Raw genomic sequence first — 18,880 nt, 5'->3', positions numbered from 1 at the left:
GTGGAAAAAAAGTGGGTTAATGTGGAAATACTTTCCAGCAAAAATATGTAAAAACATATGTGATATACATAAATTTACCTACACACTGTATACTGATTTACATCATCCCACCCTCTACCGGCGGCTGATTTTAAAACAAATTTTTCGTCCATAAGCCATTGATTTATCGGCTTTTATCTAAAGTAACACATCAACTAACAAACAAATCATGTTGAGTTTTCCACAAAATGTGGGGAAACGTGGGGAAATGTGGATAACCTATCCTAAACCCCGTCGAGCCGGCAAATCCAGGCCTTTCGCTATCCGTATTGATATTAACAACTTGACACATTAATCACGATATCATATATTTCAATATCGAAATATATCTATATACCATGGGCACACACTATTCTGGTGCAATCGACGAACGCCTTGCACTTAACGTCTACATCAAGCTTTCCAGGGCCACAGAAACCATCTCGGGCATGGTAAATGGACACCTGCAAAACCATCGGCTGACGATCAGTCAGTTTGGTGTCTTGGAGGCACTGCACCACCTGGGTCCACTGCAGACCAGCGAACTGGGTAAGAAAATCCTCAAGAGCAGCGGCAACATGACCCTCGTCATCGATAACCTAGAAAAACGCGACCTGGTGCGGCGCGAGCGAGGTCAGAAAGACCGGCGCTGTATCGAAATTCATCTAACAGAAGCCGGCGCACAGCTGGTGAAAGACATTATGCCGGCGCATGTAGCAGGCATCACCGACGCCATGGCGGCCCTCAACTCTACCGAACAAGAGCAACTGGAGGCCCTCTGCAAAAAACTTGGCAGACAACAACTGTAACAATTTTTTTGATAATTTATCTTAACATCGGAATAAACAACATCAAAATAAATGCAACCGATTCAGGGACTACACCACATTACCGCGATGGCGCGTGATCCACAGAAAAATGTCAGTTTCTACCAGCACGTGTTAGGGCAACGCCTGGTTAAAACCACGGTAAACTTCGACGACCCGGGCACCTACCATCTGTATTACGGCGACAAAACCGGTACGCCAGGCACAATAATGACCTTCTTCCCCTGGCCCAACATGGTTCAGGGTACACCTGGCGCCGGCGAAACCGGGGCTGTGGCCTACACGATCCCCGCCAACGCACTGGATTACTGGACCGACCGGCTGCAACAAATGGGTTATACGCCAGAAGCCGGCGGCACCAGATTCGGCGAAGCTGTACTCTTATTTCGGGATCCCGATAACATGAACCTGGAGCTCATTGCCAGTGCATCACCTGGCAACATTTCGCACTGGGAGGCCGGCCCGGTACCGGCTGACAAAGCCATCCATGGCTTCCACAGCGTTACGCTATGGCTCACCAGTGTCGCCGAAACCGCTAAACTATTAACTACACACCTTGGCTATACGGCTATCGGACAGGAAGGCGACCGACATCGTTTTAAAGCTGCCGGCGTGGATACGGCGGTCTATCTTGACTTACTGGAAACACCAGCACTCCCGCCGGGCAGGTTTGGCGCCGGCTCTGTGCACCACATTGCATTCAGAACCCGCGATGACGCCGAGCAAGCAAGATACCTGAAAACCTTGCGCGAAGCAGGACAGCAGGTAACCCCCGTCCGCGATCGCCAATACTTCCACTCGATTTACTTCCGTGCACCGGGCGGCGTATTGTTCGAAATTGCCACCGATGCACCCGGGTTTGCCTACGACGAACCCGTTGAATCACTCGGGCAAGACCTGAAACTACCGCCCTGGCTCGAGGTGCAGCGTAAAAAAATCGAAAACACCCTCCCAACCCTGAACCGATAACCAAAAGCGATCGATGCCACATAGAAATCAGCCTTTGTTTTATGCCGGCACCCCGGTAGCCGAAGCTACATCAGCCATGGTTTTAATCCATGGCCGGGGTGCACTGGCCCAGGGCATGCTCGACCTCGAACGCGTGCTACAAAAAGAGCAGATGGCCTACGTTGCGCCGCAAGCAGCCAACGGGAGCTGGTATCCGTTCAGGTTTATTGCAGACATTGCCCAAAACGAGCCGTACCTTACCTCTGCCCTCGACTTGATTGACCAGACGGTTACGCAGTTGAACGAGGCCGGCATCGCCACAGACCGTATTGTATTGGGGGGATTTTCGCAGGGCGCCTGCCTGGCAAGTGAATACATCGCACGAAACCCCATGCGATACGGTGGTTTACTGGTCTTCAGCGGCGGCCTCATTGGCCCGCCTGGTCAATTACCAGACTACGCGGGCAACCTCAACAACACACCCGTGTTTATCGGCTGCAGTGATGTCGATGCACATATTCCACTGCACAGGGTCGAGGAAACCGCTGATATTTTCACTGACCTCGGCGGACAGGTCACAAAAACGATCTATCCAGGTATGGGGCACACCATTAACACGGATGAAATCAAGGCAGCCCAAAAGATCCTGACAGCGCTTGATGCGTAACCTGGTAAACATCCGCTACCACAACATACCTTTATGCAGAAAACTGTCCTTGCCCTCATCCTGCTGTGCGCTTGCTGGAGCAATACACAAGCACAAGTAGCACCGGCTGTAGATTCTATAGCCCCCAAACCCATGCTAGAAAATATCCGCGCATACCTCGCAATAAATGATCAGCTCTCCACCTCTGGTCAGATCACCTACGACGAAATTGCCGTACTAAAAGACGCCGGCTTCGAAGTGGTGATTAATCTGGCGCCGGCTGATGAAGAACGCAATGGCTCTGAAGGCTTTCTCGTTACGCAGCAAGGAATGACCTACATCCAGATTCCAGTCTCCTGGAAAAACCCGGCACCACGCGATCTAAAGCTGTTTTTTGATGTGATGGAGGCAAACAAGGACAGGAAAGTCTACGTCCATTGCTTTGCAAATATGCGGGTATCTGCATTTGTGTACCTGTACCGCACCCTGCAATTGGGTGAACCAGAAGCCGCGGCGCGTGCAGACATGGAGAAAATATGGGATCCCAATGCGCAGGATCAGTGGGTGCGCTTCATCGAACAAGCCAGGGAAGCGCCCGCATCGGGATCATGAAAGTTCTCTCGGCCTACCAACGGCAAATACCACAAGATACTCGTGCGTACTTCTTACACAGATCAGCCATCATTTAGTGTCTACTGATGCTATCTTACGCCGCTACAACCAACCATAAATTCCCAGTCCTCAAAGACCGTTGCGCATCCTCGCGTCGTATCGTAAATCGAGCCCCTCGGTTTACCATTTTTGTCATTTAAAAACAATCTGATCTTAGATCCTCTTTCTTTAGTGGATACCTGAACCTGAAAATTGGCTGGGAAATACATCCGGAATGGGGTCACCTTTTCGACAACACAGGGCTGGTTGTTTGATATCTGAAACTTGACACCAACATCAACGGGACCCGGAGTAGGAGAATACTCTTCCACATTGATGGAGCCAAAAGCGTTGTCAGATGAAACGAGCAACTCACACGAATCGACAATCAAACCGTCATTAGATAAGTCGGAGCTTTCCTCTTGAGCAAAGCAAGGGATACTGATAATCAGTGGAAGCAAAATTGATATGGACTTAAAAATCCTAATCATGATTTAAGCACAATGCATGCGATTTGAGATTAAGCGTTAGTGATAGAAGTCCAACAACGGAGGCTACCTAAGGCATGACCCGCGGCGTTTTGCGTACCAGAAAAACGCCTTCAGTGATGCTGCTCACGACAATCGTCCCGCTTTCGAAGTAAGGATAGTTGCTCCATGAGCCGGCAAAGCCCGGCGCATTTTCACCCCACGGCACCGTATCAAACGAGCCAACCTGCGTTGGATTCAGCGGATCAGAAATATCCAAAATCTGCAAACCGCTCACATAGTTCGATTGGTACATCAGGTTGCCGCGAATGTAGAAGTTGTGGTCACTCGCGGCCGTTGTGCCAAGATGGGCCTTGACAAATACGGGGTCATCGAGGTCTTCTACATCCCAGATCAGTGTACGGGTACGTGGCGTCAGGCCGCCTACTTCATCTCCTTCGTCGTTGATGTAGAAATAGCGCTGGTCTTCGGTTAACCAGCCCTGGTGTACGTATGCCACATTGGGATAGTCGAGGGCTGACAATGTTTTCGGATCCTTTTTATCAGATACGTCAGCGATAGAGAAAACCGAGGCATTGGCGCCAAAGCAGATTTCCTTGCCGCGGTGGTCTTCATCTGGTCCGTCGTAGATCACACATTGGGCGTCGTGGATGTGGTTGCCTCCTGCACCCGCAGAAGGATCGCTGAAGCAACCGGCAAACGTAGGATCTGCCGGATCACTTACGTCAACCATGTGGTAGCCAGCACCACAGGTTTCACCGCCGCCACTGGCTGCAACAATGTATACGTGGTCCAGGGCTTCATCGACAACAACATTGTGTGCGCTATAGACTTTATCGTAGAGGGCTGTTGCCTCAACAGTGGCTGGCACATCTTCCAGATTACGTAATTCACGCATGTCGAATACCTGCATGCCATGTTTCCCTACATTATCAGCCACAACATACACATGGTCCCGGTGTACTTTCACATCACGCCACGCATTGGGAGACGAACCGACAGTGGCCGGCAAATCAGCAACATAGACCGGGTTAGAAGGGTCAGTCACGTCGATGAATGAAGTCCCATTTGACCGACCAACCACTGCGTATTCGCGCTTCGTCTGCGGGTCGGTCCACCCCCAAACATCATTTACTATAACACCGCGGCCCCCGCCAACATCATCAATGGGCAGAAACGAGAGCAGGTCTACTTCTTCACAATCAAACTGATCAACTTTGCCTTCAAGACAGCGCATCTCGCTCCCCGTCATGGCTTCGAGACCGCGCCCTGCATCATTAATAGGATGTTGTTCTTCCCATGTGTCATCGGTGCGCGTGAATACAACCCCGCGCCCCTCACCGAAGTCTGCCCGAATTGCACCTACAACGCCAAGGTCATCTTTAAACGCAAGCTGGCCGCCAAAGCCGGCGCCTACTGCAAGCGGGCGCGTTGCCAGCACCTGTGTGTTTTCCCAGCCTGTACGCGTCAAATCATAAGTATAAACAGCGCCGGCGCCCGAACCACCAAAAGGTGCACCAATCCAGGCTTCATTACCCTGGAGCGCGATTGCTGTGCCATAGCCGTAAGCCTGGTGAGGAGGCTGATCGGGTGACAGAGCCAACTCAAGAATAGATGTTGATGTCCAGCGGGCCACATCATCGTGGCCAAACAGAAAGACTTTGCCGGCAACCGGGCGGCCACCACTTATTTCACGGGCGCGTAGTCCGGGTGCAGCAACCAACATACGGTTACCATCTACTGCGATTTCGAGGCCAAATAGCCGTACTGATTCATCTTCTGAGGCAAGCGTTTGCACAGGGGTTGTTGCGTCGCGCGCATACACATAAACCTGACCAGCGCCATCTGCTGCATTTGGTGCACCGACAAACAGCATGGATCCCTGTGCAGCGAGGCTTTCGCCAAAGGCTGTGTTTGCCTCCGGGCTATCCAATTGTGCGGCCAGGAACCAGCTTTCATTTTCAGATTGAAAAACGTGTACAGCACCACTGCGTTCGTCATTGCCAGGAGCGCCGGCATACAGCTTGTCGCCGACAAAAGCCATTGACCAGCCCATGCGCTCGTCCATTTCGCAACCGTTGTTTTCCAAACGGCCTACAGCCTCCCAGGGCACCCGATCTGCACGTTCAAATAGAATAATCGCGCCACATCCTTTATTGGCACCCGGTGCAGATACCGCCAGCAAGTCACCGGAAAGCACTGCTGCATGACCAAATCGGTCGCCAATCTCTATGTCATCCGGTACAAGCTCATAAACCTGTTGCCAACCCGTTTCCGTATCCGAAAAAATGAATACGCCACCTTTTTGGCTGGCTGGCGACGGAAACATCACTGATTCACCCGTACGGGTGGCAATAACCTGATTCCCATCAATTACAATTGACTGACCAAATCCAGCCAGGCGGGAAAATTCTATGGCGCCAGGTATCCAGGTTTGCCCGGCGACGGGCGAGGCCAACAGCAGCATACCAAGCACTGCCAACCAGAAAGGGAAGCGTTTCATATACTAGACGTAACAGAATTGTGGGGAGAAAGGGGGGACTTCCTTTATTTTCTGTAAATTTACAAAAAATAATAACTTAAACGACGGGCCACTGTACTGAAGTGGAAGTAATAATACTTGCAATATCGCTTATTCAAGCGCGAATGTCCAATATACCGGGCCTTACGAAACAGCAGGTGTGCTTCTTGCCGTATACTGACACTGCGAAGTACAACCCCTATATTGATCCAATTTTTAGCATCATTATTTCCAGAAAAAAATCCAGGTATGACACGATTTGTCTGCTTTTTAGCCCTGATGGTCTTTCTTAGCGCGTGTACGTTGCGTGTGCGTGAGCCCTCAGGTGAAGAGAAAAACCAGCTCACCAGCGAAGTACTTGCCCTTACCAATGAAATCAGATTTGCTGCTGAAAATGCTGATGCTGATGGGCTCTTTCGCTACCACAGCGATGCACTTGACGCAGCACACATTATTGATGGCAAACGGTTTATTCGCAGTCAGATGGTTAACAATTACCGCAGCGTATATGCCAGCGTAGCAAGCCAGGAAATCAACATCGGCGAACCGGTTGTGAAAGTACTCACGCCAGACCTGGTGCTCGTGGTTTCTGAAGGCAACTTTACCACAAATTCCAAAAGTGGCAGCTCACTTTCTGGCGGTGTAGCCTGGACCTACCTCTGGCAAAAGAAGAAAGACGGCTGGGAGTTACTGCATGCCCACCAATCTTTCCCGGGCCCTATATCTCGTGCAGGGCAATAGCTTTTGCGCCAAAACGTTATATAGCGCGTAGTCTATTCCCGAAACTGGCGGGCAGTACAGTCGTTTACGCTTTTTTCCGCTATCCACTAACTGAGATTTGTTTTGAACCCTTTAAATAGAATTAAAACCCTCTTTTTTGCGCTCCTATGCACCACCTTTATCATCGGATGCGCAAAAACAGATGAGACGCAGGCGCAGACTGAGGTTTCCGGGGACATCCAGATGTTCTCTGATCCCAACCAGTTCGCCGGCTCTCACATCCTTATTGCCTATGCCGGCGCCATGCGCGCGGACTCTAGTGTGGTCAGGACCAAAGAAGAGGCACTTGAAAAAGCCAGCGAGCTCATTGCTCAGCTAAAAGCGGATCCATCTAAATTTGAAGACCTGGCGCGCGAAAACTCCGATGGCCCAAGCGGTCCTGACGGTGGCGACCTGGGCACCTGGCCAAAAGGTCAGATGGTACCAGAGTTCGATACCGCCATTGAAGCACTTGCTGTTGATGCCATCTCTGAAACAGCTGTTGAAACCATGTTTGGCTACCACGTCATGCGCCGCAATGATGCCAGCGCAGCACACTTCGGCGCTGAAGGGTTTATTATTGGTGTAGCAGGCTTGCAGGGAGTCCCCCCAACTGTAACCCGCGATTCAGCAGCTGCTGCAACGCTGGTTGACGAACTTAAAGCAAAAATCAGCGGAGACAACTTCGATGAGCTTGCCACAGAGTACAATGATTTTGCAGAAGGCAAGATGTTCATCGGCGCCTTCAAGGACTGCGACCCTGTTTCCCCTGAAATCATGTCAGCTATCCAGGCACTTTCGTTTGACGAAGCTGGTGGCCCGATTGAGCTTCCTGTAGGATACGCCTTTATTAAACGTGTTAAACTGGAGCAGCGTGCTGGCGCGCACATCCTCATTGCTTACCAGGGCGCCATGCGGGCAGACACAGACATCACCCGCACAAAAGAAGAAGCAAAAGCTGAAGCTGAGCGCATCCTGGCTATGGCAAAAGAAGATCCAGCCAACTTTGCCGAACTCGCAAAAGAGCACTCTGATGGTCCAAGTGGCCTGAATGGTGGTGACCTCGGCGTGTGGTTCCGTGGCGCCATGGTACCGGCGTTTGACGAAGCCCTCGACACCATGGAGACAGGTGACATCACCGACGCTCCTGTTGAAACAGACTTTGGGTATCATATCATCATCCGGGGCGATACCAGTTCCTGATCTGCATACCTATCCGTTTAAACAGAAAAGGCCGAATCAAGTGATTCGGCCTTTTCTGTTTGTCACCATTGTGGGCTTCAAAATCGTGGGCATCAAATAAGCTAATCACCCCAGTTTTAACTTCATCCCTTCGTGTGACGCCACAAACCCAAGCGAAGTATAAAACGCCAACGCATCCGGACGCTTTTTGTCTGTTGTAAGCTGTAGCAAGTGGCAGCCTTTTTCGCGAGACAGTGCAATAGCGTGTTCAAACATCAGCCGGCCAATGCCTTTTCGGCGGTGTGATTCAGCAACCCGGACCCCTTCAATCTGCGCGCGCCAACCGCCCATGTAACTAAGATTCGGGAGGAAGCTTAGCTGGAAGAAACCCGCCAACACGCCTTCAAACTCACAGATAATGAGCAGATGGTTGGGATCTGCATCAATGGTATCAAAAGCCAACACATAAGCCAAAGGGATAGGCAATTCATATTGTTCGCGGGTTGCCCCCAGCGGATCAGCAGCCAACAATTTGACCAGTGTCTCAAGGTCGCGCCGGCTCGCTTCACGAAACACTACAGCCATCAGGCATCCCCCACGTGCGTCTCACCCCGGGTTTTGGCTAAATCTATCTGCCGCTGCCGCTCCCTAAAGCTCGCAATCTGCCCTTCTGTAAGGATGTTATAACACCGCGGGCACGTTACGCCACGCTCATACAGTTCTGATGCCATATCGTCTGGTGCCAGTGGCTTCCCGCATCCGTGGCAGGCGCCGTATGTGCCCGGCTCGAGTTTGTGGTCGAGGCTCACCCTGTCGTCAAACACATAGCACTCACCTTCCCACATGCTACTCGATGCCGGCACTTCTTCCAGATACTTAAGAATGCCACCTTTGAGGTGGTAGACTTCTTCAAACCCTTCTCGCAGCATGTACGCAGTGGCTTTTTCACACCGGATACCCCCCGTGCAAAACATCGCTACTTTTTTGTGCTTTGCAGGGTCGAGATTTTTGGCAATGTACGCTGAGAATTCCCGAAACGAGGTGGTATCGGGATCGATCGCGCCTTTAAAGGTACCCAGGTTAACTTCGTAATCATTCCGTGTGTCAACCAGGGTCACCTCCGGGTCGGAAATCAAGGCATTCCAGTCTTCTGGCTCCACGTATTGCCCGACCTGCTCCAGGGGATCAATAGAGGGGTCACCCATCGTGATGATCTCGCGTTTCAAGCGCACGCGTAGCCGTTTGAAGGGAGACGCCTCGCAGAACGACTCTTTGTGCTCAAGATCTGCCAGTCTTTCGTCGTCACGCATGTACTTCAAAACAGCATCGATGCCTTCACGGGGGCCGGCAAGCATACCATTGATCCCCTCATGTGCAAGCAGAATTGTACCGCGTACGTCATGCGCGCGGCATATATCGTAATATGCAGATTGCAGCGACGCAAAATCGGGAATGGGTACAAATTTGTAGAATGCAATAACAACCAGCATGGGCTTTCAAACCTTAAACGCTAACAAGGAAGCTTATAAAATGGAGTGAATGACGCGCAGGGGCATTTTACCCACTGAATTTTGAGCCTATATTTACCCGGCAACAAGATCTCCCGTTCCACACTGAAATTCAGATACATTGAACCTCGCACTTAACGACGCCCAGCACTTCATGCAACAACATGCCATCGATGGTTGGCTGTTGTACGATTTCCGTGGCAGCAACCCCGTATTTTGGCAAACCCTGGGTACAACGTGCCCAACTTCACGCCGCAATTACCTGTGGATTCCGGCAACGGGCGATCCGTGTTTGTTGCTGCACAACCTCGACCGGCTTGAGTTCGCTACCATAGACTTGCCTAAAAAAACCTACGTCACCTGGCAAGAATTACAGGCCGCATTGCGCGCGCTCACATCCGGCTCAGGCCGCGTTGCAATGGAATACTCCGCTGGTGGCGCCATCCCAATGCATTCCTGGGTTGATGCCGGCACCATCGAGAGCGTGCGGGCCATGGGGCTTGAGGTGGTCTCCTCTGCCGATCTGTTCCAGGCAGCTGCCACCGCCTGGTCCCGTAAATCCCTCGATTTACACCGGAAAGCCTGCATCGAAGTCAATGAAATCAAAGACCTCGCTTTTGCTCAAATTGCAGATACGCTTTCGCAAAACACATCGGTGACAGAGTTTGACATTGCACTTTTTATCCGCAACCAGTTTGATCGCCGCGGCCTCTATTTCGACCATGGACCCATTGTAGCCGCCAATGAACACAGCGGAGATCCGCACTTTGAACCATCAGCAGAAAACCATTCACCCATTCGCAAAGGGGATTGGATCCTGATTGACTTGTGGGCCAAATACCATGACCCGGATGCCATTTATTGCGACATCACATGGCTAGGTTTTGCCGGCAACCAACCATCCGATAAACACCAGGCCGTATTCAACCATGTCACTGGTGCAAGGGATGCCGTTGTTGATGCCCTGGAAGACGCATGGCAAACTAACACAACAGTGCAGGGATGGCAGATGGACCGGGTAGCCCGCACCTTCATCGAAGAAACTGGCTATGGCGCCTATTTTTCTCACCGCACCGGCCACAGCATGGGCATTAGTCCAACAGCACATGCCCTGGGTGTAAACCTCGACGACCTCGAAACACACGACACGCGTGCGATCTTGCCCGGCGTGGGCTTTTCGGTTGAACCGGGTATCTACCTCGAAGATTTTGGTGTTAGATCTGAAATCGACATGTATATTGACCCAGAAAATGGGCCGGTAGTAACTTCTTCCATCCAACATGACATTATCTGCCTGGACGTTTAATGCTATCGCTTCATTAATACTATCGCTTCACACAAAGCTTTACGTTTATGATTAATCGCCTGTTAGTGCGCCGGATGTTTCCCCTGCCATGGTGCCTCCTCCTGTTTTGCAACCTCGTACTGTTTTGTAACATTGCCTTCGCCCAGGTCTCCTACCACGTCACGTTCCCTAATGTCGTCCACCACGAAGCTGAAATCTCGATGACGCTCGATGGTGTCCCTGACGGGCCGGTTGCAGTACGCATGAGCCGCACGTCGCCCGGACGGTACTCCCTACACGAATTTGCAAAAAACGTGTACAACGTACGGGCTGTTGATGGGAAAGGGAACGCGCTCGACATCAGCCGGCCCAATCCTCACCAGTGGGATATCGTGGGGCATGATGGGACCATAACCGTTACCTACACGCTCTATGCTGATCGCGCAGATGGCACCTATTCACAAATTGACGCCTCCCACGCGCACATGAATATGCCGGCTACGTTCATGTTTGCCCGCGATTTCCACAACTGGCCCATCACAGTACGCTTTGATCCGCCGGCAGCTTCTGGATGGAAAGCAGCAACGCAGCTTTATCCTACGGAAGATCCGATGACGTTCACGGCACCAGATCTGCATTATTTCATGGATAGTCCAACGTCGCTGAGTGACTACGACATGCGCTCGTGGACCATCCCGCAAGAACCCGGCAGCAAAGAGACCTACCAGATTCGCCTTGCCATCCATCACCTGGGCACTCAAAAAGAAGTGGACGAATATGCCGACATGGTCCGGCGCGTGGTTGAACAACAAAATGCTGTCTTTGATGGCCCGCCGGCATTCGATAATGGTGTCTACACATTCATAGCGGCTTACCTGCCCTGGGCTTCAGGTGATGGCATGGAGCATCGCAATTCAACCATCCTTACAAGTTCGTCATCGCTTGCCAGCAACGCGCTGGGGTTATTGGGCACGGTTTCTCATGAGTATTTCCATACATGGAATGTAGAGCGCATCCGGCCGGCAGCACTTGAGCCTTTTGATTTTGAAGCAGCCAACATGTCACCCGACCTCTGGTTTGCAGAAGGCTTCACCAGTTACTATACCCCGCTGATTATCCGCCGTGCAGAAATAACCGACGACGCTGCATATGCCAGGGCTTTGGGCCGCAGCCTGAACACGGTATTCAACTCACCGGGCCGACATATTTTTAGTCCAATTGAAATGTCTATGTTAGCGCCATTTGTCGACCGCGCTTCCGCATACGACCCGCGCAATTTCAGCAACACCTTCATTTCCTACTACACCTGGGGAGCCATGATTGGGCTCAACCTCGACCTCACCCTCCGCCAGCACGACAAATCCCTTGATGGCTTCATGAAATACCTGTGGGAAAAACACGGCAAAACGTTTATCCCTTACGCAGTGGCCGGCCTTGAGCAAGCGCTGGCGGAGTATACAAACGATGCCCAATTTGCCCGCGACTTTTTTGCCAGCTACGTACGCGACAGTAAACTGCCAGACTATGCAGACTTGCTTGCACAAGCCGGCTACATGCTGCGCAAACAACATCCTGGCAAAGCCACCTTCGGCTTTCCAACCCTGGCATACACAACAGACGGCACCACGGTAAGCGACAACACCCGTAAAGGGACACCGGTATATGAAGCCGGCCTCGACCGGGGAGATACGATCATCAGCATCAATGGGCAGCCACTGACCAATGCAAATCAGCTCCAGGCACTTGAGTCTGAATTAAAGCCTGGCGAAAGCGCTGAGATTACATATCAGCAACGCGGCAAGACGCACACCAAAACGCTTACTGCTGTAGAAAACCCGCAGGTCGAAGTGGTCCCATTTGAAGACGCTGGAAAAACGCTGACCGACGCACAACGTACATTCAGGGCATCGTGGCTTGGAAAGAAATAAGGCAGCCCATTAAAAAATCGGAAAATATGCGGATACTTTGCTTCTTTTGTTTGCTCCTTGCCGGGTGCACGCCCGCGCAACCCCCAAACATCCTGTTCATCATGGTGGATGACCTGGGCCCGGAATGGATCAGTGCGTACGGCAGTGAGGTTGTTGAAACCCCCAACATAGACAGGTTGGCAGCAGAGGGGGTATTGTTCAACAATGCCCATTCCATGCCACAATGTACGCCCACGCGGGTCACACTGCTTACAGGACAGTACCCTTACCATCATGGGTGGACCAACCACTGGGATGTGCCGAGGTGGGGCGGCGGGGCGCACTTCGACCCGGATTTGAACTTCTCCTTTGCCCGTCTTTTTCGAGACGCCGGCTACCGTACTGCTGCTGCTGGCAAGTGGCAAATCAACGACTTCCGCGTGCAGCCCGAAGCGATGGTCGAACACGGCTTTGACGCCTACGCCATGTGGACCGGCTACGAAGGCCAGCCGCCGGCAAACCAAGATACCCCTAACCCAAGCGCAGAACGCTTTCAAAATCCTTACATCCACACAAAAGAAGGAAGCCGCACGTATGCGGATGAATTTGGCCCGGACGTTTTTGCAGACTTCCTGATCTCGTTCATGGAAGCCAATCACGATCAGCCCATGCTGCTCTACTTTCCGATGGTGCTCACCCATCCGCCGCTTGTCCCGACACCACATGAACCTGATGCGGAAGGCATAATTGGCCGACACAGCGCCATGGTCCGGTATACCGATCACCTGGTAGGCCGGCTAACCGATACGCTCGACGCCCTCGGTATCCGAGACAATACCTACATTTTCTTTACCACGGACAATGGGACCTCACGAGGTATTAATGGTCGAATGAATGGTAGAGACGTTGCCGGTGGTAAAGGGTCGCTCGGCCAGAACGGCATGCACGCACCCTTTATCGTTAGTGCTCCAGGCCATATCCCTGCAGGCACAACAACTGATGCTTTAATGGATTTCTCAGACCTGTTTCCCACGTTTACTGAACTGGCCGGCATCGCTTCACCCGACTCGCTGCTGCTGCACGGGTACTCTTTTGCCAATGTTCTGAAAGACCCAGCACAAATGGGGCAGCGCAACTGGGCGCTCAGCATGGGATTTGGGCCGGCGCGGCTCACAGCAGATGGGGTTGTACCTGTACAGTCGTTCACCGACCGGACCGTGCGCAACGAACGGTATAAATTATGGGTAGAAGATGGTGTATCGTCTGCATTGTACGACCTTCAGGCAGACCCCGGCGAGACCAACAACCTGCTCAATAGTCCTGAACACCAGGATGCGCGCGCCAAACTGGAAGCGATCGTGGCGAGCTTCCCTGCAAATGATGCTGCACCGCGCTACACACCTTTGCCTCCTCAGTCGTGGGTGTTGAGGAGTGAGGAGTGAGGAGTGAGGAGTGAGGAGTGAGGAGTGATTGAATTTTCCTTCGACATTCAGCGTTCCTTGTTCGGTGTTCGATATTCAAAAGGGCTGCTCGTCCTCACGAGATCCTTCGCAAGCTCAGGATGCGATGGGTAAAGAACGTTGCCAACCCTGACCCATTCGACATTCGAAACTCGCATTTTCCTACGCCAACAATCCGGAAACTACTTTGCCATGCACATCTGTCAGCCGGAAGCGCCGGCCCTGGTGCTTGAAGGTGAAGCGTTCGTGCTCGATGCCTAACAGATGCATCAGGGTTGCCTGGAAGTCGTGTACGTGGACCGGGTCTTCGGCAATGTTGTAGCCAAACTCATCGGTTTTGCCGTAGGTGGTGCCGGCATTGATACCCGCGCCGGCCATCCAGATTGAGAAACACCTCGGATGGTGGTCTCTTCCATAGGTCTCGTTTGTGAGCTTGCCTTGTGAGTAATTCGTTCTGCCAAACTCTCCGCCCCAAATAATCAGGGTATCATCTAGCAAACCACGTTGCTTCAAGTCTTGCACGAGGGCTGCTGATGGCTGGTCCGTTTCCTGCGTCAGCTGGGTGATATGTTTGGGCAGTTGGTCATGGTGATCCCAGCCCTGATGATACAACTGCACAAACTTGACGTCACGCTCGATGAGCCGGCGGGCAAGCAAACAATTAGCGGCATATGTCCCCGGCGTGCGCGCGTTTTCCCCATACATATCGTAAATGTAATCGGGCTCACCAGCCACATCCATGGTCTCTGGCACTGAGGTTTGCATGCGGTACGCCATTTCATACTGCGCAATCCGCGAGCTGATCTCCGGATCCATCACGCGTGCCGCCTGCGCTTCCTGCATTTCTTTGAGATAATCCAGCATCCTGCGCCGGCTACCCGACTTGATGCCCGGCGGGTTATTCAAATACAATACTGGATCTTTGCCCGAACGAAACTGCACCCCCTGGTGCTGGGAGGGCAAAAACCCGTTGCCCCATAGCCGGGAATAAAGCGGCTGTCCGCCGCTCCAATAACTGCGTGATAGCAATACGCAAAAAGCAGGCAGGTTCTGATTATCAGATCCCAGGCCATAGCTGATCCATGATCCAATGCTGGGCCGACCGGGCTGCTGGGAGCCCGTCTGGAAAAATGTAATGGCCGGGTCGTGATTGATGGCTTCGGTGTACATGGTATTGACGAGGCAAATATCATCAGCCAACCCGCTGATGTACGGCAACCGATCACTGAATAACATGCCGCTTTCCCCATACCGATTGAATTCAAACTGCGAACCGGCGAGAGGGAATGACTTCTGGTGCGCGGTCATCCCGGTCAGGCGCTGCTCACCGCGAACAGAAGCCGGCAGGTCTTCACCATTCCGCTCTCGCAACAACGGTTTGTGATCATACAGATCGAGCGGGGATGGCCCTCCACTTTGAAACAGGTAAATAACACGACGAACTTTAGCTGGGAGATGTGGGCCACCCAACACGCCTTTGTCCGGATCTGCAGCAAATAGCTCCTGGGGTGAGAGCAAAGAAGCCAGTGCAGTAGCACCGAGGCCAAGGCTGGTCTTGGTCAGGAAGTCGCGGCGGGTATATCGGGATTCAAAATTATTGCAATGCATTTCGGATCGATGCTTTGTATTTCTGAGGACGTCGACCTGCCGGCAATTCCCGGCAGTCATTCAACACACGCCTAGCGCTTCATATAGGCCTCATCAAAGTTCATTATGGTACTTGCGACAACCGTCCGTGCGGCCAATTCACTCGCCTCAACAGAACGGTCGCGCGGATATTCTCCTACGGCCAGTAGCGCAACGGCTTCTGCGGGGTCTGCAGCAAAGCCGGCGCGTTCTTCCTCAAAGAGCCTCACCAAGAGCCCTTGCTCTTTTTCCGTGGGATATCGGCTGGTCAGCAAACGAAATGCAAACACAACCTGCTCCTCGATGCTGGCGCCCCCCTGTTTTAACATCCGCTCCCCCAATACACGGGCTGCTTCCACATATTGTGGATCATTCAGCAATACAAGCGCCTGTAATGGGGAATTGGTTTTTTGCCGCTCCACAATACAGAAGTTACGCTCAGAGGCATCAAAACTGATCATTGAGGGGGGTGGCGTACTGCGTTTCCAGATGGTATACATACTCCGGCGATACAGCTTATCGCCTTCGTCTTGTTTGTACTCCGTTGCATTCCGCGTGGCAAGTTCTTTCCACAGGCCTTCGGGTTGATAGGGGTGTACACTCGGCCCACCTACTGCCGGCACCAGTAACCCGCTTACAGCAAGGGCATTATCACGGATCATCTCAGCCGTCATGCGATAGCTCGGCCCCCGGGACAGAAACTGATTTGCAGGATCAATTTCGAGCGTTTCCTGGGAAGCGACAGAAGATTGTCGATAGGTTGCTGACATCGCAATGGTTTTCAATATCCCTTTCACATCCCAATCGGACGCCATGAATTCCACCGCAAGCCAATCTAACAAAGCCGGATGGGTTGGTAGACTACCCTGGTTTCCAAAGTCATCTGGCGTCGCCACAATGCCCTGACCAAAGAGCATTTGCCAGTAGCGGTTTACGGTCACGCGAGCAGTCAGCGGATGCGAAGGATCCGTTAGCCATTTGGCCAGGCCGAGCCTGTTTTGCTCCTCATCTTCCTGAAAAGCCGGCAACACTTTCGGCGTCCCGGGCACGACCTCTTCCATGCGCGCATCGTATGCGCCACGATCTAGCACAAAGGTCTTGCGGGGTTTCTTCAACTCGCGCATCACCATCACTTCCTGCTGGGTTGTGATAATTTCGTTTTGTTGCCCGTTGAGTGCCTCAACTTCTGCCGCGATCCGTCTGTAAGTCGGGCTCACCCGGTGTACATAGTGGGTACGCAACGCCTGCTCTTGCGCTTCTGTCCAGTCATCTTTGGGTTGCTTAACAATCGACGCCAGCGGCTGCGCCAAGCCTGTAAGTTGCTGCACTTCAAGCGATGTCAGCCGGCTTTCAAAAACCTTGAGTTCATCAACAAGCACATCCTCCATGCGCGTCTGGTTCGGATCAATGCGCCCCAATTGCAGCTTTTCGTCTCCGCCCCAATTCCGGATTTGTTTGTCGTAGAAGTAATACGACTCCAGAATACTCTTCTGCAGGTTATCAACAACTATTTCGCGCGCGGCTTCCTCCCCATCCAGATACAAGCGGATACCAGCAGCACGGCTTGAGCCATCATACGTCAGCACCAAATGATGCCAAGTATCAAGAGCCAGCGACGCTTTTGTCCGTATTTCGATGGTATTATCCGGCGCAACGTGGTTCAGGCTGGCAGACAGTGTGCCGTCTTCGTTGAGTACCACCATGTAGCCGCGATTGCCATTGAACACGCCATATGAGCGTCCTACAAGTGGGCCGGCAAGGCTGTCTTCCTGCAGATTAACCCACAGACTAAGCGAGAACATTTGGTTCCGTTCAAACGCGTGGCTCCCCTGCGCTGTAGCAAACCAGCTCTCTCCATTGAGCGCAATTGCTTTGCCAGATTTGCCCGCAACCAGTTCGATGAGCATTTCCCGGTCACCTTCCACTGTGGCAGGTTTGTTGGGTGCTGCAAGGTTATCGATTTTAAAATCGTTGATGGCCTCCATTTGATAATGACCAACCAATCCGGGTATGGCCAACTGGCTGCTTTCATTCAAACTGTTGAGCCAACGCTCATAACCTTTATCGTAGTCTGGATTACTCACCGCAAGCTGTGAGCGCAGTGGGGCAAGCGCTTCTTCAATTGCGCTTAGCTTTTCTTGAGCATCCTGAGAAGGCAGGATAATCGTTGGGCTTGCTTCGCCGGCATAAGGGATAATTCCCAATTCGTTGACACTATTGAAGTAGCCAAACATTTGGTAGTACTCCTTTTGCGAGATGGGGTCGTATTTATGGTCATGGCACCGGGCGCATTCGAGGCTTAATCCCATAAAAGCCTTGCCCAGTGTATGGGTGCGGTCAGCGACATACTCAACGCGGTATTCTTCGTCCACAACGCCGCCTTCCTGGCTTTGCATGTGATTACGATTAAAGCCGGTGGCCAACACCTGATCGCGTGTGGCATTGGGCAGCATATCGCCGGCGAGTTGCCAGGTCAGAAACTCGTCGAACGGCTGGTTATTGTTGAATGATGCAATCACCCAGTCGCGCCAGGGCCACATATTGCGCATCCCGTCATCCTGGTAGCCGTGGCTATCTGCATACCTCGAAATATCCATCCACTCAGCAGCCATCCGCTCGCCGTAAGCCACATTGCCGAGAAATTGATCGACCACTTTCTCATATGCTTCAGGACTGTCATCAGCAAGAAACGCATCAATCTGTGCCAGCGTGGGCGGGAGTCCCGTAAGATCCAGGGCCAGCCGGCGGCCGCATGGGTGCTCATGCCAGAAAGCGTTGACAACTCCAGCGAGTTTTCGGGAATCGTCTCTTGAAATTTCGCCCACGCCTGGAGTATCGTCACCGACTTGCGTATCGCCGACGGATTCATCGCCATAGCTTCTTTCTTGGGAAGCCCCAAAATCAACTCAACCAAATCCAAGCCGTCTCGTCGCTCGAGCAATCCTACCTTGTAGCGGTGCAAACTGTCCTTGACTCTGGCAAGGCACACTTTTGCCGAAAACTCACTTTTTGTCTTAAGAGATTTTGATACTTTCACACCATCCAGGCGAAATG

General features: G+C 52.2%; 14 protein-coding genes. 9 read left to right on the top strand and 5 right to left on the bottom strand.

Annotation, left to right across the window (positions count from 1 at the left end):
* Nucleotides 1-377: 377 nt before the first annotated feature.
* The 4 genes from AAF564_01785 to AAF564_01770 are packed head-to-tail and all read left to right on the top strand — an operon-like array spanning nucleotide 378 to nucleotide 3,051.
* Nucleotides 378-827 carry a MarR family transcriptional regulator gene (locus AAF564_01785; protein ID MEM8484244.1) on the top strand — a complete coding sequence of 150 codons (450 nt, stop codon included), beginning with the start codon at nucleotides 378-380 and terminating at the stop codon, nucleotides 825-827.
* Between the two features lie 51 nt (nucleotides 828-878).
* Nucleotides 879-1,814, top strand: a complete 936-nt coding sequence (locus AAF564_01780; protein MEM8484243.1) for a ring-cleaving dioxygenase — start codon at nucleotides 879-881, stop codon at nucleotides 1,812-1,814.
* Between the two features lie 13 nt (nucleotides 1,815-1,827).
* On the top strand, nucleotides 1,828-2,460 hold the full coding sequence (locus tag AAF564_01775; protein ID MEM8484242.1) for a dienelactone hydrolase family protein: 633 nt from the start codon (nucleotides 1,828-1,830) through the stop codon (nucleotides 2,458-2,460).
* Between the two features lie 33 nt (nucleotides 2,461-2,493).
* The gene (locus AAF564_01770) at nucleotides 2,494-3,051 is read left to right on the top strand and encodes a protein tyrosine phosphatase family protein (GenBank protein ID MEM8484241.1); all 558 of its coding nucleotides are present in this window, start codon (nucleotides 2,494-2,496) and stop codon (nucleotides 3,049-3,051) included.
* Nucleotides 3,052-3,648: 597 nt separating this feature from the next.
* Here AAF564_01770 and AAF564_01765 read toward each other — a convergent pair.
* The gene (locus AAF564_01765; protein ID MEM8484240.1) at nucleotides 3,649-6,081 is read right to left on the bottom strand and encodes a choice-of-anchor B family protein; all 2,433 of its coding nucleotides are present in this window, start codon (nucleotides 6,079-6,081) and stop codon (nucleotides 3,649-3,651) included.
* Nucleotides 6,082-6,348: 267 nt separating this feature from the next.
* On the opposite strand from AAF564_01765, the gene AAF564_01760 reads away from it, so the two are divergent.
* Nucleotides 6,349-6,840 carry a nuclear transport factor 2 family protein gene (locus AAF564_01760; protein ID MEM8484239.1) on the top strand — a complete coding sequence of 164 codons (492 nt, stop codon included), beginning with the start codon at nucleotides 6,349-6,351 and terminating at the stop codon, nucleotides 6,838-6,840.
* A 102-nt stretch (nucleotides 6,841-6,942) separates the two neighbouring features.
* Nucleotides 6,943-8,061 carry a peptidylprolyl isomerase gene (locus AAF564_01755; protein ID MEM8484238.1) on the top strand — a complete coding sequence of 373 codons (1,119 nt, stop codon included), beginning with the start codon at nucleotides 6,943-6,945 and terminating at the stop codon, nucleotides 8,059-8,061.
* A 105-nt stretch (nucleotides 8,062-8,166) separates the two neighbouring features.
* Here the strand turns inward: AAF564_01755 and AAF564_01750 are convergent, their stop codons facing one another.
* Nucleotides 8,167-8,625, bottom strand: a complete 459-nt coding sequence (locus AAF564_01750) for a GNAT family N-acetyltransferase (GenBank protein ID MEM8484237.1) — start codon at nucleotides 8,623-8,625, stop codon at nucleotides 8,167-8,169.
* Entirely contained in the window at nucleotides 8,625-9,530 is a 906-nt protein-coding gene (locus AAF564_01745) for a rhodanese-related sulfurtransferase (protein ID MEM8484236.1), read from the bottom strand. The genes AAF564_01750 and AAF564_01745 overlap by 1 nt, the downstream gene beginning before the upstream one ends.
* A 139-nt stretch (nucleotides 9,531-9,669) precedes the next feature.
* Between AAF564_01745 and AAF564_01740 the strand changes: the two genes are divergently transcribed.
* The 3 genes from AAF564_01740 to AAF564_01730 are packed head-to-tail and all read left to right on the top strand — an operon-like array spanning nucleotide 9,670 to nucleotide 14,182.
* Complete coding sequence (locus AAF564_01740) at nucleotides 9,670-10,854, top strand: Xaa-Pro peptidase family protein (GenBank protein ID MEM8484235.1); 1,185 nt, start codon at nucleotides 9,670-9,672, stop codon at nucleotides 10,852-10,854.
* Nucleotides 10,855-10,901: 47 nt separating this feature from the next.
* Nucleotides 10,902-12,761 (top strand): PDZ domain-containing protein, encoded by a 1,860-nt coding sequence (locus tag AAF564_01735; GenBank protein MEM8484234.1) that lies wholly within the window; start codon nucleotides 10,902-10,904, stop codon nucleotides 12,759-12,761.
* A gap of 26 nt (nucleotides 12,762-12,787) precedes the next feature.
* Nucleotides 12,788-14,182: a sulfatase-like hydrolase/transferase gene (locus AAF564_01730; GenBank protein MEM8484233.1), complete on the top strand. Its 1,395-nt coding sequence runs from the start codon at nucleotides 12,788-12,790 to the stop codon at nucleotides 14,180-14,182.
* Between the two features lie 180 nt (nucleotides 14,183-14,362).
* Here the strand turns inward: AAF564_01730 and AAF564_01725 are convergent, their stop codons facing one another.
* Together AAF564_01725 and AAF564_01720 are read right to left on the bottom strand one after the other, a co-directional pair.
* Nucleotides 14,363-15,808 (bottom strand): DUF1501 domain-containing protein, encoded by a 1,446-nt coding sequence (locus tag AAF564_01725; GenBank protein MEM8484232.1) that lies wholly within the window; start codon nucleotides 15,806-15,808, stop codon nucleotides 14,363-14,365.
* A 71-nt stretch (nucleotides 15,809-15,879) separates the two neighbouring features.
* Nucleotides 15,880-18,651: a DUF1553 domain-containing protein gene (locus AAF564_01720; protein ID MEM8484231.1), complete on the bottom strand. Its 2,772-nt coding sequence runs from the start codon at nucleotides 18,649-18,651 to the stop codon at nucleotides 15,880-15,882.
* Nucleotides 18,652-18,880 lie beyond the last annotated feature (229 nt).

The sequence above is a fragment of the Bacteroidota bacterium genome (assembly GCA_039111535.1).
Classification (GTDB): domain Bacteria; phylum Bacteroidota; class Rhodothermia; order Rhodothermales; family JAHQVL01; genus JBCCIM01.
The sequence above is the reverse complement of the archived record's forward strand: the minus strand, read 5'-3'. Positions and strand labels throughout refer to the sequence as shown.

What these genes read in the sequence shown, in the direction of transcription:
- AAF564_01785 (MEM8484244.1), top strand. Translation starts at nt 378, where the DNA reads ATGGGCACACACTATTCTGGTGCAATCGACGAACGCCTTGCACTTAAC.
- AAF564_01780 (MEM8484243.1), top strand. Translation starts at nt 879, where the DNA reads ATGCAACCGATTCAGGGACTACACCACATTACCGCGATGGCGCGTGAT.
- AAF564_01775 (MEM8484242.1), top strand. Translation starts at nt 1,828, where the DNA reads ATGCCACATAGAAATCAGCCTTTGTTTTATGCCGGCACCCCGGTAGCC.
- AAF564_01770 (MEM8484241.1), top strand. Translation starts at nt 2,494, where the DNA reads ATGCAGAAAACTGTCCTTGCCCTCATCCTGCTGTGCGCTTGCTGGAGC.
- AAF564_01765 (MEM8484240.1), bottom strand. Translation starts at nt 6,081, where the DNA reads ATGAAACGCTTCCCTTTCTGGTTGGCAGTGCTTGGTATGCTGCTGTTG.
- AAF564_01760 (MEM8484239.1), top strand. Translation starts at nt 6,349, where the DNA reads ATGACACGATTTGTCTGCTTTTTAGCCCTGATGGTCTTTCTTAGCGCG.
- AAF564_01750 (MEM8484237.1), bottom strand. Translation starts at nt 8,625, where the DNA reads ATGGCTGTAGTGTTTCGTGAAGCGAGCCGGCGCGACCTTGAGACACTG.
- AAF564_01745 (MEM8484236.1), bottom strand. Translation starts at nt 9,530, where the DNA reads ATGCTGGTTGTTATTGCATTCTACAAATTTGTACCCATTCCCGATTTT.
- AAF564_01735 (MEM8484234.1), top strand. Translation starts at nt 10,902, where the DNA reads ATGATTAATCGCCTGTTAGTGCGCCGGATGTTTCCCCTGCCATGGTGC.
- AAF564_01730 (MEM8484233.1), top strand. Translation starts at nt 12,788, where the DNA reads ATGCGGATACTTTGCTTCTTTTGTTTGCTCCTTGCCGGGTGCACGCCC.
- AAF564_01725 (MEM8484232.1), bottom strand. Translation starts at nt 15,808, where the DNA reads ATGCATTGCAATAATTTTGAATCCCGATATACCCGCCGCGACTTCCTG.